This window comes from Cellulomonas aerilata (assembly GCF_007991755.1).
GTDB lineage: Bacteria > Actinomycetota > Actinomycetes > Actinomycetales > Cellulomonadaceae > Pengzhenrongella > Pengzhenrongella aerilata.
Window position 1 is genome coordinate 113,948 of sequence record NZ_BJYY01000010.1, and the last position, 15,276, is coordinate 129,223.

General features: G+C 76.1%; 17 protein-coding genes. 12 read left to right on the top strand and 5 right to left on the bottom strand.

All coding sequences use genetic code 11. The features are described 5' to 3' along the window. Positions 1–22 precede the first annotated feature (22 nt). The 6 genes from CAE01nite_RS18055 (at position 23) to CAE01nite_RS06565 (ending at position 4,019) form a co-directional block, all read left to right on the top strand. Complete coding sequence (locus CAE01nite_RS18055) at positions 23–175, top strand: hypothetical protein (protein ID WP_186816446.1); 153 nt, start codon at positions 23–25, stop codon at positions 173–175. Further along, the gene (locus CAE01nite_RS18060; protein ID WP_186816447.1) at positions 172–342 is read left to right on the top strand and encodes a hypothetical protein; all 171 of its coding nucleotides are present in this window, start codon (positions 172–174) and stop codon (positions 340–342) included. The genes CAE01nite_RS18055 and CAE01nite_RS18060 overlap by 4 nt, the downstream gene beginning before the upstream one ends. 109 nt (positions 343–451) lie before the next feature. Beyond that, positions 452–1,888 (top strand): MFS transporter, encoded by a 1,437-nt coding sequence (locus CAE01nite_RS06555; RefSeq protein ID WP_222595842.1) that lies wholly within the window; start codon positions 452–454, stop codon positions 1,886–1,888. Positions 1,889–2,042: 154 nt separating this feature from the next. Then, entirely contained in the window at positions 2,043–2,210 is a 168-nt protein-coding gene (locus tag CAE01nite_RS18065) for a hypothetical protein (RefSeq protein ID WP_186816448.1), read from the top strand. Beyond that, positions 2,207–3,196 carry a D-hexose-6-phosphate mutarotase gene (locus CAE01nite_RS06560; protein WP_146901733.1) on the top strand — a complete coding sequence of 330 codons (990 nt, stop codon included), beginning with the start codon at positions 2,207–2,209 and terminating at the stop codon, positions 3,194–3,196. Before CAE01nite_RS18065 ends, CAE01nite_RS06560 begins: the two co-directional genes overlap by 4 nt. Positions 3,197–3,275: 79 nt before the next feature. Next, positions 3,276–4,019, top strand: a complete 744-nt coding sequence (locus tag CAE01nite_RS06565) for an MBL fold metallo-hydrolase (RefSeq protein ID WP_146901736.1) — start codon at positions 3,276–3,278, stop codon at positions 4,017–4,019. 412 nt (positions 4,020–4,431) lie between these two features. Here the strand turns inward: CAE01nite_RS06565 and CAE01nite_RS06570 are convergent, their stop codons facing one another. Further along, entirely contained in the window at positions 4,432–5,442 is a 1,011-nt protein-coding gene (locus CAE01nite_RS06570) for a sigma-70 family RNA polymerase sigma factor (RefSeq protein ID WP_146901739.1), read from the bottom strand. Between the two features lie 158 nt (positions 5,443–5,600). Between CAE01nite_RS06570 and CAE01nite_RS06575 the strand changes: the two genes are divergently transcribed. Continuing rightward, positions 5,601–5,876 (top strand): hypothetical protein, encoded by a 276-nt coding sequence (locus CAE01nite_RS06575; protein ID WP_146901742.1) that lies wholly within the window; start codon positions 5,601–5,603, stop codon positions 5,874–5,876. A 75-nt stretch (positions 5,877–5,951) separates the two neighbouring features. On the opposite strand, the gene CAE01nite_RS06580 is transcribed toward CAE01nite_RS06575, so the two are convergent. After that, positions 5,952–6,467: a mycothiol transferase gene (locus CAE01nite_RS06580; RefSeq protein WP_146901745.1), complete on the bottom strand. Its 516-nt coding sequence runs from the start codon at positions 6,465–6,467 to the stop codon at positions 5,952–5,954. Between the two features lie 136 nt (positions 6,468–6,603). Continuing rightward, a complete protein-coding gene (locus CAE01nite_RS06585; RefSeq protein WP_146901827.1) occupies positions 6,604–7,317 on the bottom strand; it encodes a copper homeostasis protein CutC in 714 nt (237 codons plus the stop codon). Between the two features lie 208 nt (positions 7,318–7,525). Here CAE01nite_RS06585 and CAE01nite_RS06590 point away from each other — a divergent pair, with 208 nt between their 5' ends. Together CAE01nite_RS06590 and CAE01nite_RS06595 are read left to right on the top strand one after the other, a co-directional pair. After that, complete coding sequence (locus CAE01nite_RS06590; protein WP_146901748.1) at positions 7,526–8,407, top strand: LLM class flavin-dependent oxidoreductase; 882 nt, start codon at positions 7,526–7,528, stop codon at positions 8,405–8,407. 238 nt (positions 8,408–8,645) lie between these two features. Then, a complete protein-coding gene (locus CAE01nite_RS06595; protein WP_146901751.1) occupies positions 8,646–10,445 on the top strand; it encodes a thiamine pyrophosphate-requiring protein in 1,800 nt (599 codons plus the stop codon). A 19-nt stretch (positions 10,446–10,464) separates the two neighbouring features. Here CAE01nite_RS06595 and CAE01nite_RS06600 read toward each other — a convergent pair whose 3' ends face one another. Then, positions 10,465–10,839: a DUF5997 family protein gene (locus tag CAE01nite_RS06600; protein ID WP_146901830.1), complete on the bottom strand. Its 375-nt coding sequence runs from the start codon at positions 10,837–10,839 to the stop codon at positions 10,465–10,467. Between the two features lie 246 nt (positions 10,840–11,085). Here CAE01nite_RS06600 and CAE01nite_RS18745 point away from each other — a divergent pair, with 246 nt between their 5' ends. Further along, positions 11,086–12,099 carry a LysR substrate-binding domain-containing protein gene (locus tag CAE01nite_RS18745; protein ID WP_146901754.1) on the top strand — a complete coding sequence of 338 codons (1,014 nt, stop codon included), beginning with the start codon at positions 11,086–11,088 and terminating at the stop codon, positions 12,097–12,099. Positions 12,100–12,124: 25 nt separating this feature from the next. On the opposite strand, the gene CAE01nite_RS06610 is transcribed toward CAE01nite_RS18745, so the two are convergent. Further along, positions 12,125–13,300 (bottom strand): TerC family protein, encoded by a 1,176-nt coding sequence (locus CAE01nite_RS06610; RefSeq protein ID WP_246131045.1) that lies wholly within the window; start codon positions 13,298–13,300, stop codon positions 12,125–12,127. Positions 13,301–13,649: 349 nt separating this feature from the next. On the opposite strand from CAE01nite_RS06610, the gene CAE01nite_RS06615 reads away from it, so the two are divergent. Together CAE01nite_RS06615 and CAE01nite_RS06620 are read left to right on the top strand one after the other, a co-directional pair. After that, positions 13,650–13,865, top strand: coding sequence for a hypothetical protein (locus CAE01nite_RS06615; protein ID WP_146901759.1), 216 nt, complete (start codon positions 13,650–13,652; stop codon positions 13,863–13,865). A gap of 74 nt (positions 13,866–13,939) precedes the next feature. Beyond that, entirely contained in the window at positions 13,940–15,256 is a 1,317-nt protein-coding gene (locus tag CAE01nite_RS06620) for an erythromycin esterase family protein (protein ID WP_146901762.1), read from the top strand. Positions 15,257–15,276 lie beyond the last annotated feature (20 nt).

Consider the following 15,276-nt stretch of genomic DNA (forward strand, 5'->3'; position numbering starts at 1 on the left):
CCCCTCGACCGACAGGACGACGATGAGCGAGGACACCTCCACCCCCATCCCCGACTCCCCCGCCGAGGACCCGGAGGCCGCCTGGGCGGAGCCGGAGAACGACGACCTGGGTCTGACCGACCGCCAGGACTCGATCGACGGCGCCGGCTTCGAGCTCGAGGCGGAGCGCCCGTGAGCGTCCAGGGCGGGGAGGGCACCGCCGACGAGCAGCACGCGGACCTGCCGGCGGACGCCGCGTCCAGGGGTGAGCTGCCGGAGGGCGGCGGCGAGCCCACGCCCGGGTCGGACAACGACGGCGCCGAGGCGGGGTACTCCGCTCCGGGGGACGCGTCGCAGTCCTGACGCGGCCGCCCGGGTAGGGTGCGGCGGCCACGCAGCAGCGTGCGCCGTCGCGCTGCCGTGCCCCGTGCCGCCGTCGGCGGGCCACGGTCGCCCGAGGAGAGGGAACCCCGTGCCGCCCACGCGCACCGAACGTCTCGACGGCCTGCCGTTCACCGGCCGGCACCGTCGTCTCCTGGTCGGCTCCGGCCTGGGCTGGGCGTTCGACGCCATGGACGTCGGCCTGATCTCGTTCGTCATCGCGGCGCTCGCCGTCCAGTGGGACGCGAGCCCCGGACAGCTGTCGTGGGTCGCCTCCGCGGGATTCCTCGGCATGGCGGTCGGCGCGAGCCTGGGCGGGCTGCTGGCGGACCGCCTGGGCCGCCGGCAGGTGTTCGCGCTGACGCTGCTCGTCTACGGGCTGGCGACCGGCGCGTCCGCGCTGTCGTGGTCCGTGGGCGTCCTGATCGCCCTGCGCTTCGTCGTCGGGCTGGGCCTCGGCGCGGAGCTGCCGGTCGCCTCCACCCTGGTCAGCGAGTTCGCGCCGCCGCGGATCCGCGGCCGGGTCGTCGTCGCCCTGGAGGCGTTCTGGGCCGTCGGCTGGACCCTGTCGGCGGTCGTCGGCTACCTCGTGGTCCCGGCCGATGGCGGCTGGCGCTGGGCGCTCGCGATCGGCGCCCTGCCCGCGCTGTACGCGGTGTACGTCCGGCGCGGGCTGCCGGAGTCCGTCCGCTTCCTCGAGGCCCGCGGCCGGCACGCCGAGGCCGAGGCCGTCGTCCAGCAGTTCGAGGCGTCGGCCGCGGCGTCGTCGCGGGCGCGTGGGCGCACGCCCGGCACCGGCAGCGGCTCCGCCACGGCGGTCGCACCCGGCGCGCACGGGACCGTCCCCGCCGGCGCGCCGGCCGGGGCCGACGCCCGCACCGCGCCCGACCCGGGGCCGGTCGCCACGCTGACCGAGACCCCTGCCGTGGCGGCGCCCCGACCGGCGGAGCTCTTCTCCGCCCGGCTGCGGGGCCGCACCGCGACCCTGTGGGTCGTCTGGTTCGCGGTGAACTTCGCCTACTACGGCGCCTTCATCTGGCTGCCCACGCTGCTGTTCGACTCCGGCTTCTCGCTGGTCCGGTCGTTCGAGTACACGCTGGTCATCACCCTCGCCCAGCTGCCCGGGTACGCGGTGTCCGCGGTGCTCGTCGAGACGTGGGGGCGGCGTCCGACCCTGGTGACGTTCCTGCTCGGCTCGGCGGCCTCCGCCGGGCTGTTCTCCCAGGCGGACGGCAGCACGCAGGTGCTCCTCGCCGGGATGCTGCTGTCGTTCTTCAACCTCGGCGCGTGGGGCGCGCTGTACGCCGTCACCCCCGAGCTCTACCCCACCCGGCTGCGCGGCACCGGAGCCGGCTCCGCGGCCGCGTTCGGGCGGCTGGCCTCGATCCTGGCCCCGCTCAGCGTGCCGCTGCTGCGCGACCAGGGCGGCACGGGGCTCCTGTTCGCCGTCTTCGCGACCGTGTTCGTGGTCGCGGCCGCCGGGTCCGCCCTGCTCCCCGAGCGCCGCGGCGCGGTCCTCGAGGACTGAGCACCGCAGGAGGGGTCGCCGCGTCGGCGAGGGTCGCGGGACCGCCGCCGTCCGGCCGCCGCCGTCCGCCTTGCCGGTGCGAGGGCTGGGCGGCACGCTGGCGCACACGGGCGACGCCGCCCGTGCCACGCGAGAGACCACAGGAGGGCCGACCATGACGTCCACCCAGAGCGAGTCCACCGGCGACGACCGGAACCCCAGCGGCGAGGTCCCGAACCCCGAGACGGGTGCGGGCATCGGCGCCGGTGAGCCCTCCACGTTCGAGCCCGAGGAGGACCCCGAGGCCGTGACGGACCCCGAGTCCGGGGTGGACGCCGAGTGACCTCCGCCGACGCCGGCACGCCCGCGGGCACCGGCTCCGGGACCGGCTCCCCGGCCGGCTCCGGCGACGGGGACGGTCGCGTGCCGTCCGGCCCACCGGACCTGCCGGCGTCGGTGGTCCTCGGTCCCGGCGAGGGCGGTCTGGACCGCCTCACGGTGACCGCACCGACCGGACGTGCGGAGATCTACCTGCAGGGCGCCCACGTGACGCGCTGGCACCCCACCGACGCCGAGGACGTGCTGTTCCTCAGCGCGCGCAGCCGGTTCGCCGACGGGACGGCCATCCGCGGCGGCGTCCCCATCTGCTTCCCCTGGTTCGGCCCTCACCCGACCGACGCCACCGCACCGTCGCACGGGTTCGCCCGCGTGCTGCCGTGGCGCCTGCTGGGCGCCCGGGAGGCCGGGGACGACGTCGTGGTCGAGCTGGGCCTGGAGGACTCGCCGCAGACCCGCGCCGGCGCCTGGCCGCACCCGTTCCGTGCGACGTACCGCGTCACGGTCGGTGCGACCCTGCGCCTGGAGCTGGAGGTCACCGGCACCGGGACCGGGCCCGTCACCTTCGAGGAGGCGCTGCACACCTACCTGGCGATCGGGGACATCCGCACGGCCGTGGTCGGCGGGCTCGAGAGGACCGCCTACCGGGACAAGGTGGCCGGAGGCGAGGTGGTCCAGGGGGCGTCGGAGCCCGTGCGCGTGACCGGCGAGACGGACCGGGTCTACCTCGGCACGCGCGAGACGGCCGTGGTCGAGGACCCGGCCGGCGGGCGCAGCGTCGTGGTCGGCAAGGACGGCTCGGCCACGACCGTGCTGTGGAACCCGTGGGCCGAGAAGGCGGCGGCCCTGGCGGACCTCGGCGACGACGAGTGGACGCGCATGGTCTGCGTGGAGACGGCCAACACCGGGGACGACGCGGTCACCCTGGAGCCCGGCGGGAGCCACACCATGACGGCCACCCTGGCGGTGCGTCTGGCCGGCCCGGCCGCGTAGCGCACCGCCGCGCAGCCGCCCCCGCGCCGGGCTAGCGTGGCGGGCGCCGACGCCCGCACGCCCAGCACGCAGGAGCGCCATGATCACCACCGAGGTCGCCGACCGGGTGCACCGGATCGACCACGCGCACGTCAACCTCTACCTCGTCGAGGAGGAGGGCCGGGTCCTGCTCGTGGACACCGGGCTGCCCCGGACGTGGGGACTGATCGCCCAGGCCCTGCGCGAGCTCGGGCGCCGGGCCGACGACGTCGTCGCCGTCGCGCTCACGCACGCGCACTTCGACCACACCGGCACGGCCGCGCGGCTGCAGGAGCGCCTGGGCGTGCCGATCCTGGCGCACCCCGAGGACTTCTTCATCGCCGCGCACCCGTACCGCTACGCCCACGAGAACCCGCGGGCCCTCTACCCGGTCCGCTACCCCGGCGGCGCCCGGATCCTGGCCGCGATGACCCGCGCGGGTGCCTGGCGGGTGCCGGGGGTGGAGGGGCTCCAGGCCTACGCCGGCGAGGAGCAGGCGCTCCTGCCGGGACGGCCCCGGGTCGTCCCCACCCCCGGCCACACCTACGGGCACGTCGCCCTGCACCTGCCCGGCCGCGACGCGGTCATCAGCGGGGACGCCCTGGTGACGCTCGACCCGTACACCGGGCGCACCGGGCCGCAGATCGTGGCCGGCGCGGCGACCGCGGACAGCGCCCAGGCGCTCGCGTCCCTGGACCGGCTCGCGGCCACCGGGGCGGGCACCGTCCTGCCGGGCCACGGCGAGCCGTGGACGGCCGGCGTCGCGACGGCGGTCGAGCTGGCACGCGAGCGCGGCGGGCACTGAGGCCGCGTCGCACCTGATGCGGGTGGTGGCGGCGCCCCGGCGATGAGTCGCGGACCGCCGGCAGGTCCACCCCGGCGTGAGGCCTCCACACCCGATCGAGCTGCGCCTGGACGACGCCGTGCTGCACGCCGACCGCACGGCGCTGATCGCCCGCGTCTCCGAGCGGATCAGGGCCACGTGCGCACTGGTCGTGCTGGCCGACGTCGGTGAGGTCACCGCGGACTGCGCGACGCTGGACGGCCTGGCCCGCGTGCAGCTCGCGGTGCGACGAGCCGGTGCGCGCCTCGTGCTGGAGCACGCCTCGCCGGACCTGTGCGCCCTCCTGGACCTGACCGGGCTGGGCGCCGTGCTGCCCCGGGCGAGCCCCACCCCGGCCCGGGCGTCGGGATCAGGAGCGGGCGGTGCCGAGGGGTCAGTCGAGGTGGTCCGGCAGCCCGAACTGCGCGAACAGCGCCGCGCCGACGAAGTTGGTGATGCTCGTGATCCGGCCGTCGCGGACCTCGAGCAGGTGGATGGCCCACGGCTCCCGCCGGCCACCGACCCCGGTGGGCTTGTACTGCGCGAAGGCGGGTGACCCGTTCGCCAGCACGGGCACCATCACCGAGTCGCGGCAGGCGTACCCCGGGCCCAGGTGCCACTCCCCGATGTCCTGGGGGCCGCGCAGCCACAGCGGCCACGGCGGCATGGACTGCGTGGCGTCCTCGTGCAGCAGGGCCACCAGCGCGTCGATGTCGTAGGCCTCGAACGCCTCGACGTAGCGCGCCAGCAGGGCGGCGTGCGCGTCGTCGAGCGGGTCCGGCGCGTCGCCGGCCTCCCCGAGCCGGGTCGCGGCCAGCGTCGCCCGGGCGCGCTGCAGGGCGCTGTTCACCGAGGCAACGGTCGAGCCCAGCAGCTCGCTGGTCTCCTCCGCCGACCAGCGCAGCACCTCGCGCAGGATCAGCACGGCCCGCTGGCGCGGGGGCAGGTGCTGCAGGGCGGCGACGAACGCGAGCCGGACGGACTCCCGCGCCACGGCCAGCTCCGCCGGGTCGGCGGTCTCCGGCATGATCCTGCCGTCCGGCACGGGACCGACCCAGGTCCGCTCGGACAGCGGCGACCCGAGCGAGTCGATCACCGGCGCCGACGCGCCCGGCGACAGGTCCATCGGCATCGCCCGACGCCGGCGCCCGCTGAGGGCGTCGAAGCAGACGTTGGTGGCGATGCGGTACAGCCAGGAGCGCAGCGACGAGCGGCCGTCGAAGCGGTCCACGCCGCGCCATGCGCGGACCATGACCTCCTGGACCGCGTCCTCGGCGTCGGACGCCGACCCGAGCATGCGGTAGCAGAAGCCGGTCAGCTCGCGCCGGTGGTGCTCGATCTGCTGCTGCACGTCGGCTGGGACCGCCGGCCGGGACCGGACCTCCGTGGTGGCGGTGCTCGTCACGTGACTCTCCTCGACCGCGGGGCTCTGGGGGGGACGGGCTGCGGTCCACCCGCCGCCGTCCGTCCGATCCTGGCAGCGCTGCCACGCGCCCCACAACCACCCGCCGCCGGATTCCTCGCCGGTTCGCGCACCGCGCACCTGTTCGTACACTTGTTCGAATGGAGGTCGACTGGTCGCGGTGGCGGCGGACGCCGCGCGGCTACGAGCTCATCCCGCCGAGCCGGTGCCCCAAGGGCCACCGGTGGACGACCGACGGACCCGGCCGGCCCACCCAGCGGTCGGTGACGTGCACGTGCACGATCGAGCGCCGGCACCTGGTCTGGGTGTGCCCGGCGTGCGGCACGTACTGCGCGCAGGGCTGCACCGACGTGGGTGGGTGGGCGACGTCGACCGTCCCGGTCGGGGTCTCCGCCGACCGGCGGGCAACGCTGTGACGCCGCCCGCCCGAGCGCCGGACGCCTCCGCGCCGCACGCGCGGCCCACGGGGCGACGGAGGCACCGAGGCCCGGTCAGCCCGCGGCGCGCCGCAGCATCCCGCGCGCGTAGGCCGCCTGCCCCGCATGCTGGAGGTCGTCGCTGATCACGCTGACGAGCCGGACGCCGAGCGTCACCGGCGGGTCCCAGGACGTGTCGACCACCCGGTCGAGGTCCTCGTCGAGCAGCGACGACAGGTACTCCGCGGTCTGCGCGTGGACCGCCTCGTGGTACGCCAGCAGGAGCTCGGCCGAGGGCACCCGGACGGACGCCACCTCGTCGGCGCTGTGGCCGTAGCCCGTGTCGGACGGGTCCAGCGGCAGCCCGAAGCGGTCCGCCCAGCCCTGCGACGTCCACACCTGGTCGCCGTCGAAGGCGTCGGCCAGGTGGTCGTCCTGGATCCGGGTCAGGTGCCACACGAGCCACCCGATCGGGTTCGTGCCGTCGGCAGGTGCCCGGGTCAGGTCGTCGGGGGCCAGCCCGTCGACGGCGGATCGCACCACGTCCCGCACGCGCCCGAAGGCGTCGGCCAGCGTCTCGGCAGCGAGCATCACGAGTCCTCTCTCGGGGCGCACCCTCGCCTCGCGCAGGGCTGCGGCGGCCGCTCGGGCGACGTCGGGCGGTCCCCCGCGGGGTCGTCCCCATGGTGGCCCGCGCAGCGCGACCCGGCGCGGCGGGGCGTCGGTGCTACCGGGCGGCGGCCACCGCGGCCCGCACCGTCGCCTCGTCCGTGACGTCGTACCCCGCGGCGCCGCCGCCGGGACCCGTCGCGCCCGGGTCGTGCGCCGGACGGCGCGCCGACAGGTGGACGGCGTGCACGCCCGCGGCGACCAGCGCCGGGATGTCGGCGACCCGCACACCGCCGCCCGCCATCAGCTGCACCCCGCCGCCGAGCCCGGCGGCGTGCCGGACCAGGGCGGCGATCTCGCCGGTGCCGTCGCCCGCGCGCGCGGCGCCGCCGGAGGTGAGCACCCGGGTCACGCCCAGCGCCGCGAGCCGGTCCAGCGCCCGGCGGCGGTCGGTGACGACGTCCAGGGCACGGTGGTAGGTGACCGGCAGCCCGCCGGCCGCGTCCACCAGACGTCGCACGGCGTCGTCGTCCACCTCACCGGCCGCCGTCAGAGCGCCCACCACGACGCCGGCGGCACCCGCCCGGGCGACGGCGCGGACGTCGCGGACCTGGACGTCCAGCTCGACGTCGTCCACGACGAAGCCACCCGGGCGTGTGCGGATGAGCGGGTGCACCGGCAGGCCCGTCTCGACCGCGGCCTCCACCAGCCCGATCGGCGGCGTCAGGCCACCGGTGACCAGGCCGATGCACAGCTCCACCCGGTCGGCGCCCGCGTCGCGGGCGATCCGCACGCCTGCGAGGTCCTGCACGGCGATCTCCACGTCGACCACGGCGGCCTCCCCTCGTCCGACCGCACCGTAGCCGGGCGTCCGGCGCCCGGCGAGCGTCGAGTCGGCGCACCACCCGGGCACGGACAGCCCGTGGCGTCGACGCAGCTGTGCCACGGTGGGTCCGGGTCCCGCGCGGCCACGTGCGCGGACGTCGCCGGCGCGTGGATGCACGCAGACGCGGCCGAGGGGAAGGCAGGAGGTGCGGACGGTGCGCTACGCGGTCAGCATGCCGAACTTCGGCGTCGGGCTGGACGCCGCGGCGGTCGGCGACGCCGCCGCCACGGCCGAGGCCGCCGGGTGGGACGGGTTCTTCCTGTGGGACCACACGCTGGCCTTCCCGCCCGGTCCGGTCGACCTCGTCGACCCGTGGATCGCCCTCACGGTGGCGGCGACGCGCACCCGTCGCCTGCGGCTGGGGACGCTGGTCACCCCGCTCCCCCGGCGCCGTCCGGTCGACCTGGCGCGGCAGGTGGTGACGCTCGACCACCTGTCCGGCGGTCGGGTCACGCTCGGGGTGGGCCTGGGGTCCATGCCGTTCGAGTGGGAGTACGGCGGGGAGGAGCCGGACCCCGTCGTGCGCGGCGCGATGCTCGACGAGGCGCTGGAGGTGCTCACCGCCCTGTGGACCGCCGAGCCCGTGCGGCACGAGGGGACGCACTACCGGCTGGCCGGTCCGGACGGGTGGGGCGCCCTGCACCACCCGCCGCCGGTGCAGCGCCCGAGGGTCCCCGTCTGGGTGGGGGGAACCTGGCCGACCGGTGCGCGCCCGCTGCGCCGCGCCGCCCGGTGGGACGGCGTCGTCCCCATGCGCCTGGACGGTCGGTGGGAGCCGTCCGACACGGCCGGGGTCGCGGCGCTCGTGCGCCGGCACCGCGGGTTCCTGGACGGCTTCGACGTCGCCGTGCCCGGGGAGAGCGACGCCGGCGCGGGCGGTGAGGTCACCGGCGCCCACGCCGAGGCCGGCGCGACCTGGTGGGTGGAGGCGGTGCACCCGTGGCGCTTCGGGTACACCGACGGCGGCCCGTGGCCGGGTACCGCGATGGTCGACCGGATCGCGGCCGGTCCCCCGCGCGCCGCCCCCCGTCCCTGACCGCACCGAGCGCGGGACCGCGGGCCGCCGGCCGCGGGCCGCTGGCCGCCGGCCGTCGGCCGTCGGCCGACCCGCCCGGGCGCGTGGAGGACCGCGTCGTCGGCCGCGGATGCGCCGCCCGCCTCCGCCGCCCACGATGGGCGGGTTCGTACCCCGCGCGGGCGCCGTCGTCCCGCCGGTGCCCGACGACGCCAGGAGGCAGCGACATGACGCAGGCGACGCCCGCGGTGGCCGGACGATGACGACGACGGTCGCGGACGGGCTCGTCGCCCGACTGCGGGACTGGGGCGTGCACCGCGTGTTCGGGTACGCAGGCGACGGCATCGACCCGATCCTCGCCGCGCTGCACCGCGCGCAGGACGACATCGAGCTGGTCACCGCGCGGCACGAGGAGATGGCCGCGTTCATGGCGACCGGGCACGCCAAGTACTCCGGTGGGCTCGGCGTCTGCCTGGCGACCCAGGGTCCCGGCGCGGTGCACCTGCTGACCGGCCTCTACGACGCCAAGCTCGACCGCAGGCCGGTCGTCGCCATCGTCGGGCAGGTCGTGGCGACGGCGCTCGGCAGCGGCTACCTGCAGGAGGTCGACCTGCCGACCCTGTTCAAGGACGTCTGCGGGCAGTACGTCCAGACCGTCACCACCCCCGAGCAGCTGCCGCTGGTGATCGACAACGCGATCCGCACGGCGCTGGCGACCTCGAGCCCGACGTGCGTCATCATCACCCACGACGTCCAGCGCGCCGAGCTGCCGGAGAGCCTGCCGCAGTCGCACGGCGTGGTGCAGACGGCCGCCGTGGTCGGCCGCCCCCGGGTCCTGCCCCAGGACGACGACCTGGCGCGCGCCGCCGAGGTGCTGTCGTCCGGGGAGCGGGTGGCCCTGCTCGTCGGTCAGGGCGCCGCGTCCGCGGTCGACGAGGTGCTGGCGGTGGCCGACCGGCTCGGCGCCGGCATCACGACGTCCCTGCTGGGCAAGCCGCTGCTGGACGAGTCCCTGCCCCACCACTGCGGCGTGATGGGGCACCTGGGCACGACGGCGTCGGCGGACCTGCTGGCCGGCTGCGACACGCTGCTCATCGTGGGCAGCAGCGACCCGTGGACGGAGTTCTACCCCGAGCCGGGGCAGGCCCGGACCGTGCAGGTCGACCTGGCGGCCCGCAACCTCGGCGCCAAGTACCCCGTCGAGGTCGGGCTCGCCGGCGACTCCGCCGAGACCCTGCGCGCGCTGCTGACGCTCCTCCCGGACGACGGCCCCGGACGCCGGTCCGGCTGGCGCGACACCGTCGAGCAGGGCGTGCGCACGTGGCGCGCCATCGCCGACGAGCGTGCCCACCAGCCCGCCGACCCGCTCAACCCCCAGCTCGTGGTGCACGAGCTGTCCGCCCGGCTGCCGGCCGACGCGCAGGTGTCCGTCGACGTCGGCTCGGTCGTGTACTGGTACGCGCGGTTCCTGCGCCTGCCGACCGGGGTGCCGGCGCACCTGTCGAGCACCCTGGCGTCCATGGGGTCGGCCATGCCGTACGGGATCGCCGCCAAGCTGCTGCACCCGGACCGGCCGGTGGTGGCGCTGGCCGGGGACGGCGCGATGCAGATGAACGGGCTGTCGGAGCTCATCACGGTCGCGCACCGGTGGCGGGACTGGGCGGACCCGCGCTTCGTCGTGCTGGTCCTGCACAACGGCGACCTCGCCGAGGTGTCCTGGGAGCAGCGGGAGATGGAGGGCGACCCGCGGTTCCCCGCCTCCCAGACCGTCCCGTCGTTCCCCTACGCGGGCTACGCCGAGCTGCTGGGCCTGCGCGGGATCCGCGTCGACGACCCGGCCGACGTCGCCGCGGCCTGGGACGCCGCGCTGACCGCGGACCGGCCGTGCGTCGTCGAGGCCGTGGTGGACCGCCGCACGCCGCTGCTGCCACCGCGGCGGACGTCCGACACGGTCGACGGGATGCGGCGGGGCCTGGACCAGGAGCCCGACGGCGCCCCGGCCACGGCCCAGCTCGTCCGCCAGCACGCGCAGGAGACCGAGCGGCCGCCGGCGACCTGACCCGACGGGCGCGCCGGGCTCAGGCGGGCGGCGCGGAGCCGGCGCGCCGCTGGGCGTCGCGCTCCTTGACCCGTCGCTCCTCGCGCTTGACCTCGGCCAGGCTCGCCCTCTCCAGCGACAGCCACGGGGGCGGGTCGGCGATGATCGCCTCGATCTGCGCGGTGGTCAGCGGGTCCGTCAGCCCGTGCCGAGCCAGCCCGCTGGTGGACACGCGCAGGCGCGCGGCGACGACGGACCGCGGGTGCGGGCCGTTGCGGCGCAGGTCCTCGAGCCACGGCGGCGGCGTGCGCTGCAGCTCGTTGAGCTGCTCGCGGGTGACGAGGCCCTCCTGGAACTCCTCGGGCGTGGCCGGCAGGTAGACGCCGAGCTTGGCCGCCGCGGTCGCCGGCTTCATCGTCTGCGGCTTGCGGGCGGTCGGGCGGGGGGCGTTCTCCGGTGACGTCACGGGCGCCAGGATACGCACCGCCCCGCCCGGTACCCTGGCGCGCAGGCAGTGCCGGCGACCCGCCGACGACCTGCCGACGACGTGCCGTCGACCCGTCGATCCACCTGCCACCGGCTCGTCCCGGCCTGCCCCGGCAGACGCCGCGCGGGCCAGGCGGCGGGCAGGTCGGCGGGCAGGCGGACGACAGGGGGCGACATGCCGCACGACGACCCGGGACCGCTCGCACCCGACGACGACCCGGCGGACCTGCCGGCGGCGCCGCCGTCCGGCGACGACGCCACCCCGGCACCAGCGGCCGCCGGGTCGCCGGCCGAGGCGGCGGCACCGGCGGACACGCCTGGTCCGGGGCTCCGGCTGCTGGTCGTCCCCGGCGTCAGCCCGGCGAAGTGGCTGCGGGTGTGGGAGGAGCGACTGCCGCACCTGCCGGTGACCCTCGTCCACGCCGGACCCGACGAGGCCGAGCGGCGCCTGCGGGCCGGTGACGCGGACGCCGGGCTGGTCCGGCTGCCGGTCGACCGCACGGACCTCAGCGCGATCCCGCTCTACACCGAGACGACCGTGGTCGTGGTCCCGGGCGACCACGTCCTGACCGCCGCCGACGAGCTGTCCCCGGCGGACCTCGCCGAGGAGGTCCTCCTCGTGCCGGACGACGACGTCGTGCCGTGGCCGGACCGGCCGGGCGAGGCCAGTGCCCTGCCGGCGCCCGCGACGACCGCGCAGGCCGTCGAGCTCGTCGCCGCGGGTGTCGGGGTGCTCGTGGTCCCGCAGTCGCTGGCGCGGCTGCACCACCGCCGCGACCTGACGTACCGCCCGCTGGGTGACGCGCCGACGTCGACCGTCGCGCTCGCCTGGGTCACCGACCACGCACCGGAGCTCGTCGAGGAGCTGATCGGCATCGTGCGCGGGCGCACGGTCGACAGCTCCCGCGGGCCCTTGGCGGCGGGCGCCGCGTCCGGACCGGCCGGACCCGCCGATCGCCGGGGCGGACCTGGCGGTGCCTCGGGCGGTGCGTCGGGCGGTGCGTCCGGAGCGGCTGCGGGCCGCTCCGGCGGCGCCCGGTCCGGCCGGGCGCCGCAGGGCGGGGCCTCGGCCGCTGGTCGGGGCGGGACCGGACGCACGGGCGGCGCCCGCGGTGCGGGCGGCCGCGGCGGCGGTGCGGCCCGTGGCGGCGGGGCCGGCCGCCGGGGCAGAGGCGGCCGGCCCCGCTGACGCGATGCCCGTCGACGCGGCGCCGTCAGCGGACGGTGTGCGCCTCGTGCACGCGGCCCAGGAGCTCCTTGAGCTCGCGGTCCTCGTACTCCTCACGGAACCGGGTCGGCATCGCCTGCAGCGCGGCCTCCTCCTGCACCATGGAGGCGTAGATCGCGTCGCGCTCGGCCGGACCCAGGTCGCCATTGCCCTCGAGGTACTCCTGGGCGTGGTGCTTGATCTTGGACGCGGTGTGCTGCGCCTTGCCCTTCGGGCTGACGAGCGAGGCCACGATGGTGATCACCAGCGAGCCGACGATGACCGCCAGCGACTGCCCCGTCGTGACCTCGTAGACCGGGACGTGCTCGCCGTCGTTGATCAGCGGGATCGTGTTCTCGTGCAGCGCGTGCAGGATCAGCTTCACGCCGATGAACGCCAGGATCGCGGCGAGCCCGAACGACAGGTAGATGAGCCGGTCGAGCAGCCCGTTGATGAGGAAGTACAGCTGCCGCAGGCCCATGAGCGAGAAGACCGTCGCGGTGAACACGATGTACACGTTCTGCGTCAGCCCGAAGATCGCCGGGATGGAGTCCAGCGCGAAGAGCAGGTCCGTGCCGCCGATGGCGACCATGACGAGCAGCATCGGGGTCATGACCCGCTTGCCGTCGATCTCGGTGAACAGCTTGTCGCCGTCGTACTTGTCGCTGGTGTTGAAGAGCTTCCGGGCGATGCGGATGACGACGTTCTCCGCGGTGTGGCTCTCCTCGCTCTCCGGCTTGAGCAGGTTGCCGGCGGTGATGAGGAGGATCAGGCCGAAGAGGTAGAAGACCCAGGCGAAGGAGTTGATCAGCGCGGCGCCGAGGAAGATGAACCCGGTGCGGGCGATCAGCGACACCACGATCCCGAACAGCAGCACCTTCTGCTGGTCGGCCTTCGGCACCCGGAAGCTCGTCATGATGATGAGGAAGACGAACAGGTTGTCGACCGAGAGCGCCTCCTCGGTGATGTACCCGGCGTAGTACTCCGTGGCCATCGTCGGGCCGCCGAAGATCAGCACGCCGACCCCGAACAGCAGGGCGATGCTGATGTACAGCGCCGACCAGCGGGCCGCCTCCTTCACCGTGGGCACGTGCGCCTTGCGCACGTGGAAGAAGAAGTCGAAGGCGAGCAGGCCCGCGATCAGCGCGACCGTGGCGATCCAGACGCCGAGGGGTACGTCCACCGACAGCTCCGTTCCGATAGGGATGAGTGGCAGGACGGTGCCCGGCGCGCCGTCGTCGACGCCGCTGCCCGAACCGGGGCCTTGCGACCGAGGTGCGGCGCCGCGGCGGCACTCACAGGCGCCCAGAGTAGTCAGCGCCCGCGGTCGCCGCCGTGCAGGTCCGCGGCGTGGGCACGGGCACCGGGTCCGGCGGCCGCCCGCTCCGCGCCGCCTCGTGACCCGGGCGGGCTGCGATTTGCGTCCGGACCGGCGCGCTGCCAGCGTGGTGCCGTCCGCGGCCGGACGTCGCCGCCACGCACGCGGCGCCGGCGGACCGCCTCGAGCACCCGACCAGCGAAGGACCGCCCTCATGGCCTCTCACCAGCACGACGACCTCAAGGACGTCCCGCCGGGGCGCGCGGGCAGCGCGGTCCTGTACCTCTTCTGCCTGGCGCTCTTCCTCGGCGGCTTCTACCTCATGGCCATCTCCTTCGACACCGGGTCGCCGCTGCTGTTCACCGCCGGCCTGCTGGCGGCGTGCGGTGCCTGGTTCCTGCCGATGGGCCTGGCCGGCCGGCCGGACTGACACCGCAGCCACCACCCGCGGACCGGACCGGCACCGGCCCGGCCGCACCACCCCGGCGAGCACCGGAGAGCGCGATGGACGACGACGACATCCGCCGGCTGGCCCTCCCCCTCGACGCGACGTCCGACCTGGACCCGCTGCTGCGGCGGATCGGTGACGCGCGGTTCGTCCTCCTGGGCGAGGCGTCGCACGGGACACACGAGTTCTACGCGTGGCGCGCCGCGCTCACCCGGCGCCTGGTGGCGGAGAAGGGCTTCTCGTTCGTCGCCGTCGAGGGCGACTGGCCGGACTGCTGGGCGGTGCACCGGTCGGTGACGCTCGCGCCGGACGCCCCCACGGACCCGGCCACGGTGCTGGCCGGCTTCGACCGCTGGCCGACGTGGATGTGGGCCAACCAGGACGTCGTGCGCTTCACCCGGTGGCTGCGCCGGCACAACGCCGGACTGCCCGAGGACCGCCGGGTCGGGTTCTTCGGGCTGGACGTGTACAGCCTGTGGGACTCCCTGCGGGCGATCCTGGACTACCTGGTCGAGCACGAGCCCGAGCACGTCGCGGCGGCCACGGCCGCGTTCCGGTGCTTCGAGCCGTACGCCGAGGACCCTCAGGCGTACGCGCTGGCGACCCACCTCGTGCCGACCAGCTGCGAGGACCCGGTGCTGGTGATGCTGCACGCGCTGCGCGGCCTCACCGACGGCGACGCGGTGCCGTCCACCCGCGACGAGCAGCTCGACGTCGAGCAGAACGCGGTGGTGGCCGCCGGGGCCGAGGCGTACTACCGGGCGATGATCACCGGGGGGCCGTCGTCGTGGAACGTGCGCGACGGGCACATGGCCGACACCCTCGACCGGCTCGTGGGCCACCACGCGGCCCGCGACGAGGTCGACGCCGCCGACATCCGGGCCGTCGTCTGGGAGCACAACACCCACGTCGGGGACGCCCGGTACACCGACATGGCGCGCGGCGGGATGGTCAACGTCGGCCAGCTGGCCCGCGAGCGCCACGGCGAGGACGACGTCGTCATCGTGGGCTTCGGCGCGCACCGCGGCACCGTGGTCGCGGCGGGCGCGTGGGGCGATCCGGCGCGGGTGATGACGGTCCCGCCGGCGCGTCCCGGGTCGGTCGAGGCGGCCATCCACGAGGCCGTGGACGCGGGCTCCGCGCTGTTCGTCGTCCCGCCGGACCCGCCGGCCTGGATGACCGAGCGGCGCGCGCACCGCGCCATCGGCGTCGTCTACGACCCCGCGTCGGAGCAGTGGGGCAACTACGTGCCGACCGTCCTGGGGCGGCGCTACGACGCGTTCTGCTGGTTCGGCGACACCCGCGCGCTGACGCCGCTCGGCGACGCCGGGACGCCCGGCGGCGAGCTGGAGACCTGGCCCGTGGGCCAGTAGCACCGGGCCGGCAGCACCGG